Here is an 18,688-nt window from a genome sequence, read left to right as displayed (position 1 = left end):
GAGCAGAAGAAATGATAGAGAAGATTTTAATTGCGAACAGAGGGGAGATTGCAGTCCGGGTGATCCGCGCCTGCAGAGAAATGGGAATCCGTACGGTTGCTGTTTACTCTGAGGCAGATAAAGATGCGCTGCATACCCAGCTCGCAGATGAAGCAGTCTGTATAGGTCCTGCTCCATCCGCAGAAAGTTATCTGAATATGCAGAATATCATCAGTGCAACACTTGTGTCCGGCGCAGATGCAATCCATCCGGGATTCGGATTCCTTTCTGAAAACAGCAAATTTGCAGAACTGTGTGAACAGTGCAAGATCACATATATCGGACCGGATTCAAAGGTGATCAGTGCTCTTGGAAATAAATCCGTTGCAAGAAATACGATGGTGGAGGCAGGTGTTCCGGTTATTCCGGGAAGCAAGGAGCCTGTCTATACTGTAGAAGAAGGCGAGAAGATCGCTGGTGAGATTGGTTATCCAATCATCGTTAAGGCAGCACTTGGCGGTGGAGGAAAAGGAATGCGTGTCGCACAGACACCGGACGAGTTCCAGACAAGTTTCCAGACAGCACAGAAAGAAGCGCAGATGGCATTCGGAGACGGAACAATGTATCTGGAACATTTTGTAGAACATCCGCGTCATATAGAATTCCAGATTCTTGCAGATAAGTATGGAAATGTGGTCCATCTTGGAGAAAGAGACTGTTCCATTCAGAGAAATCATCAGAAGATGATCGAGGAATCTCCATCAGAAGCACTGACACCGGAATTGAGACAGAAGATGGGAGAAGCGGCTGTAAAAGCGGCAAAGGCGGCTCATTATACAAATGCCGGAACAATTGAATTTCTCTTAGAAAAGAGTGGTGCCTTTTACTTTATGGAAATGAATACAAGAATCCAGGTAGAACATCCGGTGACAGAATGGGTGACAGGAATCGATCTGATCAAAGAGCAGATTAAGATTGCAGACGGACAGAGACTAAAGCTTCAGCAGAAAGACATCAAGATCACAGGTCACGCGATCGAATGCAGGATCAATGCAGAGAACCCGGAAAAGAATTTCCGCCCGTCTCCTGGAAAAATCACAGATGTACATTTCCCGGGTGGTGAAGGCGTACGTGTAGACAGTGCGATTTACACAGGATATGAAGTTCCGCCTTATTATGATTCCATGCTTGCGAAACTGATCGTACATGCGGACGACAGAGAAGAGGCTATCCGTAAAATGAGAAGCGCACTTGGCGAAGTTATTATTGAAGGTGTGGATACAAATATTGATTATCAGTATGAGATTTTGAATCATAAAAAATTCATATCTGGAGATATTGATGTGGAGTTTATCGGAGGAATGATGAATGAGACTGCATAATATGTTTAAAAAGACCGGAGAGAAGATCACTTCGATTCATTCACGAAACAGAAGAAAGCCGGAAGCACCGGAAGGAATCTTGAAAAAATGTAATAAATGCGGTGCGGCAATCTTAACAGATGAAGTAATCAACGGAAAATATATTTGTCCTAAATGTCATGGATACTTTCGTATTCCGGCATATAAGAGAATTGAGCTTGTGACAGACGCTGGCTCTTTTGAAGAATGGGATGCAAAGATCGATGAAGGGGAAAGACCAGAGAATCCGTTGAATTTCCGGGGTTATACAGAAAAAGTCAAAGCTTTAAGAGTAAAGACAGGGCTTGATGAAGCGGTTGTTACAGGAAAAGCAACAATCTGTGGATATCCGGTTGTGATCGGGGTCTGTGACGGAAGATTTATGATGGCCAGTATGGGACATGCGGTAGGAGAAAAGATTACCCGTGCAGTCGAGCGTGCAACAAAGGAGAGGCTTCCTGTTGTTCTTTTTACCTGTTCCGGAGGCGCACGTATGCAGGAGGGAATCATTTCCCTGATGCAGATGGCAAAGACTTCAGCGGCACTGAAACGCCACAGTGATGCAGGCTTTCTTTATATTCCGGTATTGACGGATCCAACTACGGGAGGTGTCACAGCAAGTTTTGCTATGCTTGGAGATATTATTCTTGCAGAACCGGGAGCTTTGATCGGATTTGCCGGTCCGCGTGTGATCGAGCAGACGATCGGACAGAAGTTGCCGGAAGGATTTCAGAGAGCAGAATTTCTTCTTGAGCATGGATTTGTTGATCGAATCGTAACCAGGGATGAGATGAAGGAAGTACTGAGACAGATTCTGAAAATGCATACGGTTATAGATGAGAAGAAAGAAGAATGTCCGGAAAAGAAAAAGGAGAACAGAAAAAACATATCTGCAGGAAAAGAAAATGTGTCAGCCTGGGAGCGTGTTTTGAAATCCAGGGAAAAAGAACGCCCGGTCGGTAAGGATTATATTGACAGACTGTTTACAGATTTTGTAGAATTACATGGAGACAGATATTATAAGGATGATCCGGCAGTAGTAGGCGGAATTGCGTATTTTCATGGAAAAGCGGTTACTGTGATCGCCCAGTGCAAAGGAAAGACAACGAAAGAGAATCTGGAACGGAATTTTGCAATGCCGTCTCCGGAAGGTTACAGAAAAGCACTGCGTCTGATGAAACAGGCAGAGAAGTTCCAGCGTCCGGTCATCTGTTTTGTGGATACTCCGGGGGCTTTCTGCGGAATGGAGGCAGAAGAGCGTGGACAGGGTGAGGCAATTGCCCGGAATCTGTATGAGATGTCAGCTTTGAAAGTGCCGGTTCTTTCAATTGTAATCGGAGAAGGTGGAAGCGGCGGTGCGCTTGCACTTGCAGTTGCAGATGAAGTGTGGATGATGGAGAATGCAGTGTATTCAGTACTTTCACCGGAAGGGTTTGCAAGCATCTTGTGGAAAGACAGCAAGAGAGCGTCAGAGGCGGCAGGGGTGATGCGTCTGACAGCAGCAGATCTTAAGGAACTTAAGGTGATCGAAGAAATAATTTGCGAGCCTGAAGTGTACCGGGAAGATACGATGGTTCCTGTGCTCTGTGAACTGGAAGAGAAGATGGAACATTTCCTTGAACAATATGGAAACCTTTCAGAAAAACAACTGACAGATAGAAGATACGACAGATTTCGTCGAATGTAAGAGATAGAAAACATGGTATTGTCTGAATTAAGATAGCAGACCAGAATGAAAGTGATCCCGGAAGATTGAATAGAGAAGAGCTGTTTGAAGAGATCAGAGAACAGTAGAAGACGAGGAGGAAAAAAGATGGATGCGTATAATACCATCAATGACATTCTGGTACATTTATTTAATGAAATCTGGGAGCTGGAGAAAAAGGCAATCATTACAGAGGAGTTTAAAGACATCACAAACAACGATATGCATATAATAGAAGCAATCGGTGTTTCAGGAAAGACAACGATGTCTGTAGTGGCAAAGAAGATGAAGATTACGGCAGGGTCTCTGACCACAGCGGTGAATGGGCTGGTAAACAAGAAGTATGTAATGCGTGCCCGCGGTGAAGAGGATCGAAGAGTGGTGTATATCTGGCTGACAGAAAAAGGGGAGAAGGCTTACTATCATCATGAGGAGTTTCACAGAGAGATGACAAATGCTGTGTTGAACAGACTGGATGAAAAAGAGATTCCGGTTCTTATGAAGACATTGGACGGACTTTCAGAATTTTTCAGGGGCTATTCTTCTGAGGAATAAATTGTGGAAACGATAACATGATAATTATTAAGGAAAATCAAGGAAAATTTGACGTTTTGTCAAAAATGAGTTACAATAATCCGTATCGTGAATAATTTATCATTACGGACAAAAGTCCTTGTCATTATTTCGCGTTAAGAATAACATTGTAATGAGGTAGTGCCAATATACTTGGGTGTATATTTTAGGAGGGAAACAAGTATGGTAACAAAGAAGACATCTTCAACAACAAAAGCTGAAACAGCAACAGTAAAGGCAGAGAAGAAAGAGACAGCAGCTGCGAAAGCGATCGAGACAAAGAAAGACACAACAAAGAAACTTGAAACAAAGGCAGCAGTGCTGGTAGATACACCAGAAGTTCAGGCAGAAGAAGTAAAAGAGACAGTGAAGAAGGCAGCTAAGAAGGTTGCAGCAAAAGCAGAAGATACAGCTGAAAAGGCTGTGAAGACTGTAAAGAAAGCAGCAGCTAAGAAGACAGCAACCAAGACTACAAAGAAAGCTGAGCTGAAGACAGAATTCTTCCTTCAGTTCTCTGGTAAAGAGTATACAGAGAAAGAGATCCTTAAGAAAGTCAAAGATGTATGGACAAAGGATTTGAAGAATAAAGTCGGAGACATGAAAGATGTTAAGATTTATCTGAAACCGGAAGAGTCAGCAGCATATTATGTTGTTAATGGAGATACAACAGGAAAAATCGATCTGTAAGATATAAATAAAAGATATAAGATCGCTTTCCGGACGTACCGGGAACAGGTTTACTTAAGAAAAGACAGGGAGTCAGACACAGCTGAATGCAGGTGAAGGACGGACCTGTCTTTTTAATATATTAGGAAAGTGCTTTCCTAATATATTAAAAACGCTCCGCTAAGGATGCGCACTGCGGCGTACAAGGTAGGTGTCGCAAGCGACCGCCGCAGGCGCAAGAATGTGCCTTTGCACATTCTTTGTTCTATATTAGGAAAGTCCTTGTAAACATTTCACCGGTGCAGAAGGCAGTGTGCCTTAAGGTGACAGGAATCTGGCAAGTGCGGTTTGAGAAAGGAGTATGTAATATGTACGAGAAAGAGATTGAGCAGCTGCAGGCAATGATTGATGAGAGTAACCGGATCGTGTTTTTCGGAGGAGCCGGTGTATCAACAGAAAGTAATATTCCGGATTTTCGAAGTGCAACAGGAATTTATCATCAGAAATATAAGTATTCACCGGAACAGGTGGTCAGTCATAGCTTTTTTATGAAATATCCGGAAGCATTCTATGAGTTTTATAAAGAGAAGATGATGATTTTGGATGCGAAGCCAAATGCTGCCCATCTGAAACTGGCAGAATTGGAGCAGGCCGGAAAATTGCAGGCTGTTGTGACACAGAATATTGACGGACTGCATCAGGCGGCAGGAAGCAGAAACGTCTATGAACTTCATGGAAGCATCCACAGAAATTACTGTATGAAATGTGGGAAGTTCTATGATGCGGAATATGTGAAGAATTCAGAAGGAATTCCGAGATGCAACTGCGGCGGGATGATTAAGCCGGACGTAGTACTTTATGAAGAGGGACTTGACCAGAAGACGATCCAAGGGGCAGTCGAAGCAATTTCATCAGCCGACATGCTGATCATCGGAGGTACTTCCCTTGTTGTTTATCCGGCAGCCGGTTTTATTGATTATTTTCACGGAAAACACCTTGTTGTGATCAATAAATCAGAAACAGCCAGAAGTGTCCGGGCAGAACTTGCAATATCGGCTCCGATCGGAGAGATTCTTGGTGCGATTCAGGTGAGTGACGAATAAAAATTTTTTTTCTGCAAATACTTCTGAAAAGGAGGATGCTGTCAGCAGCAGAAAGAAGTATGGGAAGAAAAAAGAAAAAGACGATCAATCTTACTAAACTTGAACCGGAAGAAAAGCTGAAGTATGAGATAGCAGAAGAATTAGGCCTTTTAGATCGCGTGATGCAGGATGGGTGGAAGTCATTAACATCAAAAGAGACAGGACGGATTGGCGGAATGGTCACCGGAAGAAGACGAGAGATAAAAAAACAGACAAAAATTGCGGATAAAAATGATGAAAGATAAACAAAAGTAAAATTTTGAATGACACAGCTTTTGACAAATAAGGATAAATTTGGTAAAATAGACAGAATGGGGAGAAATTATTTTGCGTTAGAATTCGCAGAGTTTTTGGAAAGTGATAACTTTGGTGGCATAAATGACAGAAAAAATTTCAATATTTGATGTGGAGATTTCCTGTATCAAGGCAAAAGAAGCGATGATGCAGGCAATCGGATTCATGAAAGACGATTCCGTCAATACCATTGAACTTGTATCGATGGAATCTCTGATGAAAGAACATGAAAATCCGGAATGGAAAAAAAAGGTTTCAATGCAGGATCTGGTCCTTCCGGGAAGTGTAGAGATTCTTGAGGCAGCGAAAACAGATGATGCAAGATTGCTGCGTGAGACGGATAATAAATTATTCTTAAGAATGTTTTTGAAATATTTACAGAAGAACCATCATAAGATCTATCTTCTGGCAGCCAGTCAGGAGGAACTGGTAAAAGCAGAGGAAGCTCTTGCAAGGTATAATCAGGGAATCCGTGTGGTAGGAGATGCCGTGATCCATCTGGAAGACGGAGAGTTGACAGATGCAGACAGGATCCATGGAATAGTGAATGCAGTCAATGGCTCAGAGGCAGATTGTATTTTATCAGTCCTTCCATCGCCGGCGCAGGAAGATTTTATTGAACAGAACCGGGCATTGATCGACACAAGAGTCTGGATTGGCTGTGGATCAGTTCTGATGCGCAGCTTTGACGACAGAAAGATGACAAGCCGGATAAAGAGAATGTTAGTAAAGAAAGTATTTCGCTATAAAGTAGAGAAGCAGAATTAGTCTTTGTGAAGAATGCTAAAAGATAAAAATGTGAATATTTCATAGATTCGACTAAGAAATGCATAAAAAAGATGGATTTCCTCTTTCTTTTTTTGCTGTTTTGCCTTAATATAATATAAGGGTATGTGTACGGATAAATAATGCATACAAAAAAATTGTGGAATATGCACATGCGTGTTACTACTTACAGTTTGCTGTAATCAGCAATACATCGTACAGAGTGGAGGAAAAAAGGATGATTTCGAATCAGATACTTCAAAACACTATTGAAGGATTAAAGGGAATATCAAGGGTTGATTTCTGTGTACTCGACACAGAAGGCAAGGAACTTGCAGCAACATTTGATATGGCAAAAGATTGTGGGGAAGCGGTTCTTTCTTTTGTTGAATCCCCGGCAGACAGCCAGGTGATCCAGGGATGCCAGTTCTTTAAGATCTTTGACGAACAGCGTTTGGAATATGTTTTGCTTGCAGATGGCGAGACAGAAGATGTGTATATGCTCGGTAAGATTGCGGCATTTCAGATCCAGAGTCTGCTTGTAGCCTATAAGGAGCGTTTTGACAAAGATAACTTTATCAAAAATCTTCTTTTAGACAACCTTCTTTTGGTTGATATTTACAATCGTGCAAAGAAATTACATATTGACACAGAAGTAAAACGTGTTATCTTTATTATTGAAACATCGCACGAGAAAGACAGTGCTGCACTTGATAATGTGAGAAATCTTCTGGGAGGAAAGTCAAGAGACTTTATCACAGCTGTTGATGAGAAGAATATTATTGTTGTGAAAGAACTCTCAGATAAGGACGGCAATAAGGAACTTGAGAAGATGGCGAAAGAGATGCTGGATACGCTCCAGGCAGAGGGAGGCGACGAGCAGATCCATATTGCATACGGAACCATCGTAAGTGATATCAAGGAAGTATCCAAGTCATACAAAGAGGCGAAGCTTGCACTTGATGTAGGTAAGATTTTCTTTGATGAGAAGGATATCGTTGCTTATACAACACTTGGAATCGGTCGTCTGATCTATCAGCTGCCGCTGCCACTTTGTAAGATGTTTATTAAAGAGATTTTCGAAGCAAAATCTCCGGATGACTTTGATGAAGAGACATTGACAACGATCAATAAGTTCTTTGAGAATAGCCTTAATGTATCAGAGACATCCAGACAGCTCTATATCCACAGAAATACACTGGTATACAGACTGGATAAGCTTCAGAAGAGTACCGGTCTGGATCTGCGTGTGTTTGAGGATGCCATTACTTTCAAGATTGCCTTAATGGTAGTAAAGTATATGAAGTATATGGAGACATTAGAGTACTAGAACCGTAGGAGTATAGATAAGTTTTAGGAGGAACATATGATTGAATTAAGGAATGTGACGAAGGAGTATTCCAAAGGTCACGCAGCCTTGAATGGAGTTTCCGTGAAGATTGAGCGCGGAGAATTTGTATTCATCGTTGGTGACAGTGGATCAGGTAAGTCTACATTGATCAAATTGATCATGAAAGAGTTGAATCCGACCGAGGGTACAATTATCGTCAACGGCCAGAATTTGAACCGTATGAAACACAGAAACATTGCTAAATACAGAAGAGGACTTGGAGTTGTGTTCCAGGATTTCCGTCTTCTGAAGGATCGTAATATTTATGAGAATATTGCATTCGCTTTGCGCGTGACTGAGACACCGACCCGTGTGATCAAGAAGAAGGTACCGGCAGCTCTGTCACTGGTAGGACTTGCACAGAAATACAAGTCATTCCCAAAGGAACTCTCAGGTGGAGAGCAGCAGCGAGTAGCGATTGCAAGAGCAATTGTAAATGAACCTGCCATTCTGCTGGCGGATGAGCCGACAGGAAACCTCGACCCGACAAACTCATGGGAGATCATGAGTCTGCTGAAAGAGGCGAATGAGCGTGGAACAACAGTACTTGTTGTTACACATAACCAGGAGATCGTAAACGAGATGAACGAGCGCGTCATTACTATGAAGCAGGGCGTAATCGTCAGTGATGAGAAAAAAGGTGGGTATATAAATGAGGATTAGTACATTTGGATACGTTGGAAAACAGGGCGTTAAGAATATCTGGAGAAACAAGATGTTTTCACTCGCATCCATAGCGACGATGTCAGCATGTATTTTCCTGTTTGGATTGTTTTTCTCGATACTTGTTAACTTCCAGTATATTATCAAAAGTGCAGAAGAAGGTGTTGCGATCACCGTCTTCTTTAATGATGACGCAACAGAGGAACAGAAGAAAGAGATTGGCGAACAGCTTGAGTCCCGTGATGATGTTTCAGAAGTGAAGTATGTGTCATCAGATGATGCATGGGCAGAATTCCAGAAAGAGTATTTTGGAGACAACCCGGAACTTGCAGAAGGTTTTAAGGATGATAACCCGCTGGCAGGTTCGGATAACTATGAAGTCTACATGAAGACGGTAAAAGGTGATAATAAGGATCTGATCGCGAAGAGTAAGTCTCTTTCAGCTACGCAGCAGGATCTGGTTAAATTTGCACAGAGTCTGGACGGAGTCAGACAGGTCAATAAGTCAGATGTTGTAGCGAACACACTTTCCAGTGTGAATATGCTTGTTGCATATGTTTCAATTGCAATTATCGCAATTCTTCTCGGAGTATCGATCTTCCTGATCAGTAATACGGTAACAACAGGTATTACAGTCAGAAAAGAAGAGATTGCAATCATGAAATATATCGGAGCGAAGGACTTTGTAGTAAGATCACCATTCGTGATCGAAGGTCTGATCATCGGATTATTCGGTGCAGTTATTCCGCTTGCTCTGTTATATTTCCTTTATGACAAGGCTGTAGTATATATTATGGAGAAGTTTAGCATTCTGAAGAATATCATTACATTCCTTCCGGTTGGAAATGTATATATCTATTTGTTGCCAATCGGGCTTGCAATGGGAATTGGAATTGGATTCCTCGGAAGTTACTTCACTGTTCGTAAGCACTTAAGAGTGTAATAGGAGATACCTATGAAAAGACGGATGAGAAAGGTGACAGCACTGGTTCTGTCAGTCGGAATGATGCTGTCAATGACAATTACTTCCGGTGCTGTGACAATTGATGAAGCGCAGAAAAAAGCAGATGAGCTGCAATCACAGAAGAGTGCAGCTCAGGCTGAAAAAGATACACTTGCTGCGAAACTTAATTCCATCATTGACCAGATGAACAAGACGCAGGAAGAATTAAGTGCCAAGGAAACTGAAATTTCAACAGCTGAGGAAGAGCTTGTACAGGCGAAGGTTGATGAGGATGATCAGTATAACAGCATGAAGAAGAGAATCAAATTCATGTATGAGGGTGGTAATACCCAGTTCCTTGAGATACTGATGTCCAGCAGCAATATTGGTGATCTGCTCAATAAAGCGGAGTATGTATCAAAGCTTTCTTCCTATGACAGAGATATGCTTGTTGCTTTTCAGGAAACGGTGAAAGTTGTAGAAGAAAAGGAAGCAAAGCTTAAAGATGAGTATGAGAAGCTGAATACATTACAGACAAGCTTGGTAAGTCAGCAGACGGAAGCGCAGAATCTGATCAGCAGTAAGGAAGCACAGATTGCGGAGATTCAGAATCAGATTACAGATAATGCGAACCTTCTTGCAGACCTCAAGGCGAAAGCAGAAGCAGCAAAACGTCTTCAGGAAGAGCAGGCAGCGGCGGCTGCTGCAGCTGCTGCGGCGGCAAAGAAGAACAATAGCGGAAGCAGTAGTAACGGAAGCAGTAGTTCCAGACCGGCTTCCAGCGGAAACGTGGTGAGCGGAAGTGGATATTTTACACATCCATGTCCGGGAATGACGTACCAGTCCAGTTATTTTGGAGAGGTTCGATCTTTCGATTCAAGACCACATAAAGGAAATGATTATGCCGCACCGACAGGAACACCTACATATGCAGCAGCAGCCGGAACAGTCATTACGGCAGGCTGGAGCAACAGTGCGGGAAACTGGGTTGTTATAAGCCATGGAAACGGATTGGTGACAAAGTATATGCATCACAGCTCAATTTGTGTGAGTGCCGGTCAGAGAGTGGAAAAAGGACAACAGATCGGATATGTTGGTTCTACAGGATATTCAACCGGAGCACATCTACATTTCCAGGTGGAGCTTAACGGAACACCAGTGAATCCAAATAATTATATGTAAGACAAAGGGATTCAAAATCTTCCTTTCATGTTTACATGAAAGTGATTCAAAGAATAAAGGGGGACAAAGTGGAAGATTCTGCTTTGTCCTTTTCTTTAAATAACAGCGAAAGGGACAGACAATGGAACAGAAAAAGAAAAAGGGATATGGAGCCGGGATTGTTACCGGAATTCTTGCAACAGTTCTTGTCAGCCTGCTTCTCCTTGGGGGATTCAAGGTCATTACGAACACAGCCGGCAGTTATGCATCAGGTAAAGTGACAGAAAAAGAGGTATCAAAAAAACTGAATAAGCTGAATGCTTTGATTGATAAATATTATCTGTATGAAGATGAAATTGATACAGATAAGCTGGCAGAAGGAATTTATTCCGGATATACGAGTGCACTGGGAGATAAGTACACTGTTTATTATGATGAAGATGAGACGAAAGCTCTGATGGAATCAACAAGCGGAACATTTTCAGGTGTGGGTGCAACGCTGACAAAAGATGCGGATACGGGCTATGCGACAATTGTAAATGTCTATGAAGACTCTCCGGCAGAGAAAGCAGGACTGAAAGCAGGAGATATCCTGGAGAAAATCGATGACCACGAGGTTGGTGATGAGCAGCTTGATACGGTGGTGTCCTGGATCAAAGGGGAAAAGGGAACAGATGTAAAGATTACAGTTCTCAGAGATGGAGAAGAGCTGGAACTGACTGCCACACGAGATACGATCGAAGTGAAGACAGTTTCGTATGAGATGAAGGAGAACCAGATTGGCTATATCAGAGTGTCTGAGTTTGATACAGTAACTTATGACCAGTTTAAAGAAGCGTTGGACGATCTTGAAAAGCAGGGAATGCAGGGTCTTATTGTTGACCTGAGAAACAACCCGGGCGGAAGTCTTGATACAGTTACAAATATGCTGCGTCTGCTTCTTCCGGAAGGTACAATTGTATCGACAAAGGACAAGAATGGAAAGACAGACGAAATCACTTGTGACGGAACTCATGAATTTAAGAAACCAATGGCAGTTCTTGTAAACCAGTACAGTGCCAGCGCATCTGAAATCTTCAGCGTTGCAGTACAGGATTATGGAACAGCGAAGATTGTCGGAGTTACAACGTATGGAAAAGGTGTTGTGCAGCAATTGATGGATCTGGGAGATGGAACCTGTCTGAAAGTGACGATTGCAGAGTATTATACTCCAAATGGAAGAAGCATCAATGGGAAAGGTGTTGAGCCGGATGTCGAGGTGGAGTATCAGTATGACGAAGAGAATCCCAAAGCGGATAACCAGCTGGATCAGGCATTAAGCACAGTACAGGAAGAAATTGTTGAAAGTACACAAAACCGATAGGTTGAAAAAGCCTCATTCTGATAAAATGTTAAAATGTGTGACAATTCAGATAAAAACTCTTGAAAATCAAAAAATGATGTGCTAATATTGGAAACAAGTTTTAGCAAACTAAAGTGCTGAACCAGAAAAAGGCTAAGAACAAGACTCTGATTCACAGAAACTGACAGGAAGTTGGCGTCACCGACTGAGAGCGCCGGACAGCGGAGCGGATTAAGGGAACACTTGGGAGCTGGCTGTCTGAACAGATGAAGTAGGGCAGCACGTGGAGCATACGTTACATGCAAAGAGTGGAATCTGGCTTACACAGGGATAAGATTTGAAATGTGAAGACTGAGATTCAATGCGGGTGGTACCGCGGATATTATGATTGTAATTTCCGTCCCGGGATACTGATGTATCCCGGGGCTTTTTGTATAGAAAAGTTCTTCTCGGGATACTGGAATCTGAAAGGAGAAGAATTATGGAATTTGTAACAGGTGTAAAAAAGAAGGAAACATTGGAACTGAGTGAACTTCTCGAAGAGGGAAGAATTGGAACCGAAGTGAAAGTAAATGGTGCGATCCATACGATCCGTGATATGGGAACAATTGCATTCATTATTCTCAGAAAAAGAGAAGGACTTGTTCAGTGTGTATATGAAGAAGATATTTCCAAATTTGACTTGAAAGATGTGAAGGAAGCAGATACAGTAGAGGTAACAGGTGTGCTTGTAGAGTCTGCGAAAGCTCCGAATGGGATTGAGATTCGCCTTGGTGAATTGAAGATCTTAAGTGAGCCGGCAGAGCCAATGCCGCTTCCGATTGCAAAGTGGAAGCTGAACACATCTCTGGAAGCAAAATTAAACTACAGACCGATTTCTCTGAGAAATATCAGAGAGCGTGCGAAGTTCAGAATTCAGGAAGGAATCGTAAGAGGGTTCCGTGATTTCCTTTATAAAGAAGGATTTACAGAGATCCATACTCCGAAAATCGGTGCCAAGAGTGCAGAGGGCGGTGCGAACCTTTTCCGTCTGGAGTATTTCCACAGACCGGCGATCCTTCAGCAGAGTCCACAGTTCTATAAGCAGATGATGGTCGGAGTATTCGACAGAGTCTTTGAGACAGCGCCAGTATTCCGTGCAGAGAAACACAACACAAAGCGTCATCTGAATGAGTACACAAGCCTTGATTTCGAGATGGGATATATTGATGGATTTGAAGATATCATGGCAATGGAAACGGGATTTCTTCAGTATACGATGGAGCTGTTGAAGAAAGAGTATGCAAGAGAACTTCAGATTCTGAATATTGAAGTACCGAAGACAGATAATATTCCGGCAGTAAGATTCGACGAGATCAAACGACTGGTATCCGAGAAGTATGACAGAAAGATCAAGAACCCATTTGACCTGGAACCAGAGGAAGAGACATTGATCAGCCGTTATGCGAAGGAAGAATGGGATGCAGATTTTGTATTCGTTACTCATTACCCATCAAAGAAACGTCCATTCTATGCAATGGATGATCCGGAGGATCCGACTTACACGCTCAGTTTTGACCTGCTTTTCAGAGGAATGGAGATCACAACCGGCGGACAGCGTATTCATGATTATCATGAACTTCTTGCGAAGATGGAGAAGCGAGGTATGACAGATGAAGGCATGGAGCAGTATTTAAGTGCATTTAAGCATGGAATGCCACCACACGGAGGTCTTGGAATAGGTATGGAACGTCTGACAATGAAGATGATGAACGAAGACAATGTAAGAGAAACAACATTATTCCCAAGAGACTTAAGTCGTCTGGAACCATAAGAAGAAAATACAAAAAATGGGTCAATCCCCCTGGATTGAACGAAAAAACTGTTGGATGTGAAGGTCTGAACTGAGAAAGAGAACTGCCCACAGGATGTTGTGGTCAGAAACTTAAGGAGTAGAAATGAGGGAGGATCTTTATGTTTAAGAAAAAAGAATGTTATCTTTGCGGAGGTAAATTGATTGATGGCCGTTGCAGTTCCTGCGGGCTGGATAACACAAAGCTGGAGAAAAAGAATTACAGGCTGAATGAGAGCAGCTTTGATCGCAAGAAAAAAATGACATATTCCCAGAAACGACAGAATGAGACTGGAGAGACAAAAAAACGGGAGAAAAAGCAGGATGCGGGACATCTCTGTGAGAGTCATAACGGACGGAAAAGAACGCAGACAGAATATCAGCAAAAAGAGAATCCGCGGATGGAAATCCCACAGACAGGGCAGATGCAGCTGGGTGGGCCGACGATATTTAATCCGGCAAGGAAGGTTCATGCAGGATCTTACGAGGAACAGAAAAAGGCAAGGAAAATCAGTGGAATTCTTGCGGGAATCATCGTAGCAATCGTAGCATTTACAAGCATTGCAGGTTCCGTTGGTGATTTCATTTCCTCATTTGGGGATGATTTTCATTCCTCAGATTATGACTGGAATGATGATGGCAGCGAAGTGGATTCTGAGTATGATCCATATATGAATACAACGAGAGAACTTTCTGAGACAGGAGCAACTTATGATTGTGTATTAGGATATGGGGAGTATGAGATCGGAGCACAGATCCCGGAAGGAACTTATGAAGTGGAGCTTGTCTCAGGAGAAGGCTCCATGCAGCAGGATGATCCTGAGAATTCGATTTATTACTATTCTTATTTTAGTGAAGATGAGTCAGATACGGATGCAGGAGATTATCTGGATGATGTGAGACTGTATACAGGAGGTCATCTGAAGATTGATACAGGACTGGTTGTCCAGTTTCATTCTGAGAATGCACAGACGGAACAGATGCAGCTGGAAGAAAATCCGCTGACGGAACAGGTAACATTGAAAGCCGGAAACACTTATACGGCGGGAACAGATTTCCCGGCAGGATGGTATGATGTGACCGAGGCATCAGGAGTCGACTGGGCGGAGCTTCATTACAAGATTTATCTTGGTGATTTTTATGATAAGGAAAATGAAAATCTCAATTATGAAAATTATGGACTCTGGTTTTATGATACAGATGGATCAGAATCTTATAGAAATGCAGTTTTCCCGGAAGGAACGGAGCTGGAAGTGGATGATGGGGACTTAATCTTGACGCCGTCCGGCTCAGTAAAAAACCAGAATTATGACAGTTTCTATGATATGTACCGCTACAGGTCGCAATAAGCTGAGAAATTTATGATACTGATTTTGGAAATTGTCAGGATTAGCAAAGACAGAGTAGAAAGAAAGGATGATTAAATTGGCAAATAAAATATCCGATGAAACAATCGAGTATGTAGGAATCCTTGCAAAGCTGGAACTTTCAGAGGAAGAGAAAGAAGCAGCGAAAAAAGACATGGAGCAGATGCTGGATTATATAGATACATTAAATGAACTTGATACAACAGGGATTGAACCAATGTCTCATGTATTTCCGGTACAGAATGTGTTCCGTGAAGATGTGGTGACAAATGGCGATAACAAAGAGGCAACACTTGCGAATGCACCACTTCGTAAAGAGGACAGTTTTGAAGTGCCGAAGACAATTGGTTAAGGGAGTGAGAGCAGATGGATTTATTAAAACTTACAGCCCTTGAACTGGGCGAGAAGATCAAAGCAAAAGAAGTAACTGTACGAGAAGCAGTCGATGCAGTGATTGGACAGATCAAAGAAGCGGAGTCAGAGATTCATAGCTTTGTGACGATAGATGAAGAAGGTGCTTATGCACAAGCGGAGGAAATTCAGAAGAAAATAGATGTGGGCGAACTGACAGGTCCACTTGCAGGAGTTCCGGTTGCAATAAAAGATAATATGTGTATCGAGGGACAGCTTACCACATGTAGTTCAAAGATTCTTTCCAACTTCAAACCGACCTATACGGCAGAGGCAGTTGAGAACCTCAGAAAAGCAGGAGCGGTTATCATTGGTAAGACAAACATGGATGAATTTGCCATGGGAAGTACAACAGAGACGTCTTATTACGGACCGACACGCAATCCGCACAACACAGCGCATGTTCCGGGAGGTTCTTCCGGTGGTTCCTGTGCGGCAGTGGCAGCATCCGAATGTTATTATGCACTTGGATCTGATACCGGCGGATCCATTCGTCAGCCGAGTTCTTTCTGTGGAGTTGTCGGACTAAAACCAACTTATGGAACCGTTTCCCGATATGGACTTATCGCATATGGATCTTCTTTAGATCAGATTGGACCGGTAGCGAAAGATGTATCGGATTGTGCGGCAATTCTTGAAACAATTGCATCCCATGATCCGAAGGACAGCACTTCCATGGATCGTGATGATTGTGATTTCACAGAAGCACTTGTCGATGATGTGAAAGGACTCCGTATTGGAATCCCAAGAGACTATATGGGAGAAGGTCTGGATCCTGAAGTAAATGATGCTGTGATGAAGGCAGCAAAAGTACTCGAAGAAAAGGGTGCGATTGTTGAGGCGTTTGATCTGCGACTTGTAAAATATGCAATCCCTGCTTATTATACGATCGCAGATGCAGAGGCAAGTTCTAACCTGGAACGTTTTGATGGTGTGAAATATGGTTATCGTACGAAAGATTACGATGGACTTCATAACATGTACAAGAAAACACGTTCAGAAGGATTTGGCCCTGAAGTAAAGAGAAGAATCATGCTTGGATCTTTTGTCTTAAGTTCAGGATATTATGATGCTTACTATCTGAAGGCACTTAGAACAAAAGCTTTAATCAAGAAAGAGTTTGACCGTGCATTCCGTAATTATGACATCATTCTCGGACCGGCAGCACCGACAACTGCTCCGGAGCTTGGAAAGAGCTTAAGTGATCCGATGAAGATGTATTTGGGAGATATTTATACAATCTCAGTCAATCTTGCAGGTCTTCCGGGAATGAGCGTTCCGGTTGGAAAAGACAGCAAAGGACTTCCAATCGGTATGCAGCTGATTGGAAATGTATTTGAAGAAAAAACTTTGATCCGTGCAGCATATACCTATGAGTGTGCGACAAAGAAGATGCATGAAACACCGGCAAATGTCGGTCTTATGTCAGAAAAGGAGGTGCGTTAACAATGGCAAAGCAGTATGAAACAGTCATTGGACTGGAAGTGCATATTGAGCTGGCTACAAAGACAAAGATCTTCTGTGGATGCAGCACAGAATTCGGTGGCGCACCGAATACACATACTTGTCCGGTATGTACCGGTATGCCGGGATCGCTTCCGGTGTTGAATAAACAAGTCGTAGAATATGCTATGGCAATTGGTCTTGCAACAAACTGTAAGATTACACAGGTATGCAAATTTGACCGTAAAAATTATTTCTACCCGGATAACCCGCAGAACTATCAGATTTCCCAGCTGTATCTCCCGATTGCCAGAGATGGATATGTAGAGATCGAGAGTGGTTCGGGAAAGAAGAAAGTAAGAATCCACGAGATGCATATGGAAGAAGATGCAGGTAAGCTGGTTCATGATGAGTGGGATGATACTTCACTTGTCGATTATAACCGAAGCGGTGTGCCACTTGTAGAGATCGTATCTGAACCGGATATGCGTTCCGCGGAGGAAGTTATTGCTTATCTTGAAAAATTGCGTATGATCGTGCAGTATTTAGGAGCATCTGATTGTAAGCTTCAGGAAGGTTCTATGCGTGCAGATGTCAACCTGTCTGTCCGTGAAGTCGGATCCGATCAGTTTGGTACAAGAACAGAGATGAAGAACCTGAACTCATTTAAGGCAATCGCACATGCAATTGAAGGCGAGCGTCAGAGACAGATTGAGTTGATCGAAGAAGGAAAACAGGTTGTACAGGAGACAAGACGCTGGGATGACAACAAAGAGCATTCTTATGCAATGCGTTCCAAAGAGGATGCACAGGATTATCGTTATTTCCCGGAACCAGACCTTGTTCCGATCGTGATCAGTGATGAATGGATCGAGAAAATCAAATCTCAGCAGCCGGAACTTCGTACGGAGAAGCTGGAGCGTTACAAGGAACAGTTTGATATTCCGCAGTATGACGCAGAGATCATCACAGGTTCTAAGAAAATGGCCGATCTTTTTGAGGCAACAACAGCAATCTGTGAGAAACCGAAGAAAGTTGCAAACTGGCTGATCGGAGAGACCTTCCGTCTGATGAAAGACAATGGAATGGAGCCGGAAGATTTAACATTCTCTCCGGAGAACCTGGCAAAATTAATTGATCTTGCGGAGGCAGGAACCATTAACAGTTCTGTGGCAAAAGATGTATTCAAGCAGATTTTCCAGGAGGATATAGATCCTGAGAAATATGTCGAAGAACACGGGCTTAAGATGGTGAATGATGAAGGTGCACTCCGTGAGACAGCTGCCAAAGTGATCGCAGACAACCCACAGGCAGTCGCAGACTTCAAAGGCGGTAAAGAGAAAGCAATCGGAGCACTGCTTGGACAGACAATGCGCGCCATGAAGGGGAAAGCAAACCCAGGAATGGTGAATCAGGTGCTGCGGGAGTTGTTAAAATAAAATTTGATTTGCCTGTTAGGATTCCTGTAAATGGAACAGATACATTTATTGACCTAATATTGAAATTAAGATTGATATATTGACAGCCTGGAAAATGTCTGCTATATTACAAGTAGAACACAGAGAAATAATAAACTATATATGTTCAAAACAATAAGAGATTCGGAAGGATGT

The 18,688-nt window shown here is 42.7% G+C and carries 17 protein-coding genes; all 17 read left to right on the top strand.

All coding sequences use genetic code 11. The features are described 5' to 3' along the window. Positions 1-11 precede the first annotated feature (11 nt). The 17 genes from ACZ47Z_RS12930 to gatB all read left to right on the top strand — a co-directional run bounded on the left by ACZ47Z_RS12930 (position 12) and on the right by gatB (position 18,514). A complete protein-coding gene (locus ACZ47Z_RS12930; RefSeq protein WP_015528344.1) occupies positions 12-1,361 on the top strand; it encodes an acetyl-CoA carboxylase biotin carboxylase subunit in 1,350 nt (449 codons plus the stop codon). After that, positions 1,348-3,066 carry an acetyl-CoA carboxylase carboxyltransferase subunit alpha gene (locus ACZ47Z_RS12925; protein ID WP_464525617.1) on the top strand — a complete coding sequence of 573 codons (1,719 nt, stop codon included), beginning with the start codon at positions 1,348-1,350 and terminating at the stop codon, positions 3,064-3,066. Before ACZ47Z_RS12930 ends, ACZ47Z_RS12925 begins: the two co-directional genes overlap by 14 nt. Positions 3,067-3,192: 126 nt before the next feature. Further along, a complete protein-coding gene (locus tag ACZ47Z_RS12920) occupies positions 3,193-3,639 on the top strand; it encodes a MarR family winged helix-turn-helix transcriptional regulator (RefSeq protein ID WP_015528342.1) in 447 nt (148 codons plus the stop codon). 201 nt (positions 3,640-3,840) lie between these two features. Further along, positions 3,841-4,344 (top strand): DUF6465 family protein, encoded by a 504-nt coding sequence (locus tag ACZ47Z_RS12915; RefSeq protein ID WP_020436404.1) that lies wholly within the window; start codon positions 3,841-3,843, stop codon positions 4,342-4,344. A gap of 347 nt (positions 4,345-4,691) precedes the next feature. Beyond that, the gene (locus ACZ47Z_RS12910; RefSeq protein ID WP_054751800.1) at positions 4,692-5,426 is read left to right on the top strand and encodes an NAD-dependent protein deacylase; all 735 of its coding nucleotides are present in this window, start codon (positions 4,692-4,694) and stop codon (positions 5,424-5,426) included. A 59-nt stretch (positions 5,427-5,485) separates the two neighbouring features. Beyond that, positions 5,486-5,710, top strand: coding sequence for a small, acid-soluble spore protein, alpha/beta type (locus ACZ47Z_RS12905; protein ID WP_054751802.1), 225 nt, complete (start codon positions 5,486-5,488; stop codon positions 5,708-5,710). Between the two features lie 133 nt (positions 5,711-5,843). Further along, positions 5,844-6,527: a WecB/TagA/CpsF family glycosyltransferase gene (locus ACZ47Z_RS12900; protein WP_054751502.1), complete on the top strand. Its 684-nt coding sequence runs from the start codon at positions 5,844-5,846 to the stop codon at positions 6,525-6,527. Positions 6,528-6,762: 235 nt separating this feature from the next. Next, entirely contained in the window at positions 6,763-7,854 is a 1,092-nt protein-coding gene (locus ACZ47Z_RS12895) for a PucR family transcriptional regulator (protein ID WP_015528338.1), read from the top strand. A gap of 36 nt (positions 7,855-7,890) precedes the next feature. Then, entirely contained in the window at positions 7,891-8,577 is a 687-nt protein-coding gene (ftsE, locus tag ACZ47Z_RS12890) for a cell division ATP-binding protein FtsE (RefSeq protein ID WP_015528337.1), read from the top strand. Continuing rightward, on the top strand, positions 8,567-9,520 hold the full coding sequence (gene ftsX, locus ACZ47Z_RS12885; protein ID WP_020436408.1) for a permease-like cell division protein FtsX: 954 nt from the start codon (positions 8,567-8,569) through the stop codon (positions 9,518-9,520). The genes ftsE and ftsX overlap by 11 nt, the downstream gene beginning before the upstream one ends. Before the next feature lie 12 nt (positions 9,521-9,532). Continuing rightward, positions 9,533-10,702, top strand: a complete 1,170-nt coding sequence (locus ACZ47Z_RS12880) for a murein hydrolase activator EnvC family protein (RefSeq protein ID WP_054751504.1) — start codon at positions 9,533-9,535, stop codon at positions 10,700-10,702. Between the two features lie 121 nt (positions 10,703-10,823). Continuing rightward, positions 10,824-12,044 (top strand): S41 family peptidase, encoded by a 1,221-nt coding sequence (locus ACZ47Z_RS12875; protein WP_464525616.1) that lies wholly within the window; start codon positions 10,824-10,826, stop codon positions 12,042-12,044. A 460-nt stretch (positions 12,045-12,504) separates the two neighbouring features. Further along, positions 12,505-13,836 carry an aspartate--tRNA(Asn) ligase gene (gene aspS, locus ACZ47Z_RS12870; protein WP_020436411.1) on the top strand — a complete coding sequence of 444 codons (1,332 nt, stop codon included), beginning with the start codon at positions 12,505-12,507 and terminating at the stop codon, positions 13,834-13,836. A gap of 140 nt (positions 13,837-13,976) precedes the next feature. Beyond that, the gene (locus ACZ47Z_RS12865; RefSeq protein WP_055172254.1) at positions 13,977-15,203 is read left to right on the top strand and encodes a hypothetical protein; all 1,227 of its coding nucleotides are present in this window, start codon (positions 13,977-13,979) and stop codon (positions 15,201-15,203) included. Positions 15,204-15,279: 76 nt separating this feature from the next. Next, positions 15,280-15,573 (top strand): Asp-tRNA(Asn)/Glu-tRNA(Gln) amidotransferase subunit GatC, encoded by a 294-nt coding sequence (gene gatC, locus ACZ47Z_RS12860; protein ID WP_054751804.1) that lies wholly within the window; start codon positions 15,280-15,282, stop codon positions 15,571-15,573. Between the two features lie 14 nt (positions 15,574-15,587). Beyond that, positions 15,588-17,078, top strand: a complete 1,491-nt coding sequence (gene gatA / locus ACZ47Z_RS12855; RefSeq protein WP_054751511.1) for an Asp-tRNA(Asn)/Glu-tRNA(Gln) amidotransferase subunit GatA — start codon at positions 15,588-15,590, stop codon at positions 17,076-17,078. A 2-nt stretch (positions 17,079-17,080) separates the two neighbouring features. Next, on the top strand, positions 17,081-18,514 hold the full coding sequence (gene gatB / locus ACZ47Z_RS12850) for an Asp-tRNA(Asn)/Glu-tRNA(Gln) amidotransferase subunit GatB (RefSeq protein ID WP_270840505.1): 1,434 nt from the start codon (positions 17,081-17,083) through the stop codon (positions 18,512-18,514). Positions 18,515-18,688 lie beyond the last annotated feature (174 nt).

The organism is Mediterraneibacter faecis (assembly GCF_055383675.1).
The sequence above is the reverse complement of the archived record's forward strand: the minus strand, read 5'-3'. Positions and strand labels throughout refer to the sequence as shown.

Coding starts and splice junctions, on each gene's coding strand:
- ACZ47Z_RS12920 (WP_015528342.1), top strand. CDS start 3,193: ATGGATGCGTATAATACCATCAATGACATTCTGGTACATTTATTTAAT.
- gatA (WP_054751511.1), top strand. CDS start 15,588: ATGGATTTATTAAAACTTACAGCCCTTGAACTGGGCGAGAAGATCAAA.
- ACZ47Z_RS12865 (WP_055172254.1), top strand. CDS start 13,977: ATGTTTAAGAAAAAAGAATGTTATCTTTGCGGAGGTAAATTGATTGAT.
- gatB (WP_270840505.1), top strand. CDS start 17,081: ATGGCAAAGCAGTATGAAACAGTCATTGGACTGGAAGTGCATATTGAG.
- ACZ47Z_RS12880 (WP_054751504.1), top strand. CDS start 9,533: ATGAAAAGACGGATGAGAAAGGTGACAGCACTGGTTCTGTCAGTCGGA.
- aspS (WP_020436411.1), top strand. CDS start 12,505: ATGGAATTTGTAACAGGTGTAAAAAAGAAGGAAACATTGGAACTGAGT.
- ACZ47Z_RS12875 (WP_464525616.1), top strand. CDS start 10,824: ATGGAACAGAAAAAGAAAAAGGGATATGGAGCCGGGATTGTTACCGGA.
- ACZ47Z_RS12925 (WP_464525617.1), top strand. CDS start 1,348: ATGAGACTGCATAATATGTTTAAAAAGACCGGAGAGAAGATCACTTCG.
- ACZ47Z_RS12900 (WP_054751502.1), top strand. CDS start 5,844: ATGACAGAAAAAATTTCAATATTTGATGTGGAGATTTCCTGTATCAAG.
- ACZ47Z_RS12910 (WP_054751800.1), top strand. CDS start 4,692: ATGTACGAGAAAGAGATTGAGCAGCTGCAGGCAATGATTGATGAGAGT.
- ftsX (WP_020436408.1), top strand. CDS start 8,567: ATGAGGATTAGTACATTTGGATACGTTGGAAAACAGGGCGTTAAGAAT.
- ACZ47Z_RS12930 (WP_015528344.1), top strand. CDS start 12: ATGATAGAGAAGATTTTAATTGCGAACAGAGGGGAGATTGCAGTCCGG.
- ftsE (WP_015528337.1), top strand. CDS start 7,891: ATGATTGAATTAAGGAATGTGACGAAGGAGTATTCCAAAGGTCACGCA.
- ACZ47Z_RS12905 (WP_054751802.1), top strand. CDS start 5,486: ATGGGAAGAAAAAAGAAAAAGACGATCAATCTTACTAAACTTGAACCG.
- ACZ47Z_RS12915 (WP_020436404.1), top strand. CDS start 3,841: ATGGTAACAAAGAAGACATCTTCAACAACAAAAGCTGAAACAGCAACA.
- ACZ47Z_RS12895 (WP_015528338.1), top strand. CDS start 6,763: ATGATTTCGAATCAGATACTTCAAAACACTATTGAAGGATTAAAGGGA.